The organism is Rhizobium sp. P1_E1 (assembly GCF_056406015.1).
The window spans coordinates 1-2,103 of sequence record NZ_JBFUAY010000436.1 but is presented as its reverse complement, the minus strand read 5'-3'; the positions used below and the strand labels follow the sequence as shown (position 1 = coordinate 2,103).

At 53.9% G+C, this 2,103-nt stretch carries 1 protein-coding gene; it reads right to left on the bottom strand.

The features are described from left to right. Window positions 1-1,488: caspase family protein (locus AC1D1Z_RS36770; protein ID WP_477853738.1), on the bottom strand; the 1,488-nt coding region annotated here is incomplete at its 3' end. Window positions 1,489-2,103: the final 615 nt, after the last annotated feature.

The following is a 2,103-nucleotide window of genomic DNA, read 5'->3' as shown; positions in this document are numbered from 1 at the left end:
CATTTGCATCATCAGCCCAAGGCTGACAAGAGCACGCAAATCGCCGCGAGCGGCAGCGATTTTGTACTGCACCACGGCCTCGGGGATCCTGCCCTCGGCCGCAAGCGATCGAGCCAGAAGAGCAACGTAGTGAGGGCTTTCAGGAAACTGCTGCGTCGCAGCCTCGCAGGCTTGAATGGCGCGCTCTGCGTTACTGGCAAGTTCGGAAATTGCTACACCTGGCGTGCTGGCGGTCGCGTCGCGTGGGTGGGTCGCAAGCGACTCGCAAAGTATACCAGGCGAGGAATCCGGCGTTTGTTCCCTCGACAAAATTGCCTGCAGCTGCTCGGCGTCAGCTCGATACTTGCCGTTGGGAAAGCGTTGCAGATAGAGATCCACGAGCGCCTTTACGCGCTGAGTGCGGCCGACTTTCCATATGAGTTCTTCGCTATCTTCCCCGCCGGCTGGATTTGTTGGCTTGGTCTGCATCGCGCGAACATCGGTGACATAGGCACCTTCGGGATACTTCTGAAGATAGGCGGCCATGATCCCCGGATCGCGATCCTTACCGGCCAGACGAAACAGAGTTGCCTCCGACGACATGTAATCGCGATCGCCATCGACGAAATAGAATTCTCGCGTCARCGAGCTATTTTCCCAAGGGATTTGAAATCCCCCAGTCGCTGCAATCACATCGCGGCGCACTGAAATCATTAGGGATGCAATATCCTGACCAGCTTGCCCGATGTGATTAAGCAGCGCTTCCGCAAACGGACTATTTCGTCCCGCTCCGTCGAGAGCAACGTTCCCGGGTTGTGTGGAATAGGAGACGAGGAAACCCGCAGCATTTTCCATGGGTGCAAGTCCCGGCTGGCGACTCACGACCATGTCGTCAGGGATGGGGTTATTTCTACATGCATCAAGAAAAATAAGGCGGACTGCGCTAGTTTCCGACAGAGATCGCATGACTGCATCGAGACGGACAGTTGCATTTGCAAGCACATCAGGTGTCTCGAGCGTCGCGTCAATGGGAATGAGGTAGTTAACGCCATCGACTTGCAGTCCATGTCCTGCATAATAGACAAGAGCTACATCGGCATCTGCCGACTTCTGGGCGAATTCGTTGAGGGCGGAGATCATTTGGACCTTGCCCAGGTCATTTCCGCCGACGACCGAGAAGCCAAGTCCGGCCAGAGCTTCACCGATGTCGGCTGCATCATTGGCTGCGGCCGGCAGGTCTCGAAACGTCCTATAATCGCTGTTGCCGATGACCAGTGCTAGACGCCTGTCGGCCGCGCTTGTCACGTGTGCAGCGGAGAACAGGAAGAGAATTGCCAGCATAATATTGGCAGCATTGCCGAATAGGGCACGACTGTCGCAAGCTACCCTTGCAATATAAGGGTGTCTGCCTAACGGACCAATCACGCTAAAAAGCATTGTTCCACCCCATATCATCGGTCTGGCAGGCGACGGACATCCGTAGAATAGCTCCTTGATCGGGCTACGCATGTTACGTTTCTTTGCCATTCGCCGCCTAGAAGGAGTTCATGAATCTACGTCAAGCGCCCTTTTTGGATGATGATGGGTGTTGGGTGCTTGTTTATACTATTCCACCTCTATCTCGCACTGATCGAGCTGAGGTCTTACGATATACAGCTCTGCTTCATCGCCTGGAATCTGAGCTCCAGCAAGAGAAGCCCAGTTAGACGCCGTATTTCCCCCCCTCGTAACTCTGATGACGCCCGCAAAGCTCCAGTTCAAATTCAAGACGCCCGCCCCCACGCTCGAAGGCCGCTGCGCACCGTGTGGAAGTATATTCACAAGCGTGGCAATAGCGCCGGGGCCAAGACTGTAAGCAAAGGCTCGAGATCCAATTGCCGCAAGAGATTTGTTCGTGGGAACTCTTATTCTTTTCCCATTAACGGCGCCGTGATATGATTTATAAGGCAGCCATGGCATATGAAAACTCGCCTATATTCGATTGTATGGATACATATAACCATATATTCTGTGACCTGCCACTGCGAATTTCCTCCAGAATGGATTAGAGTCCGGCCCATTAAAGGACGGACGAGTGAAGAAGCAGCGATTTACGGAAGAGCAGATTATTGCGGTGCTGAAGGA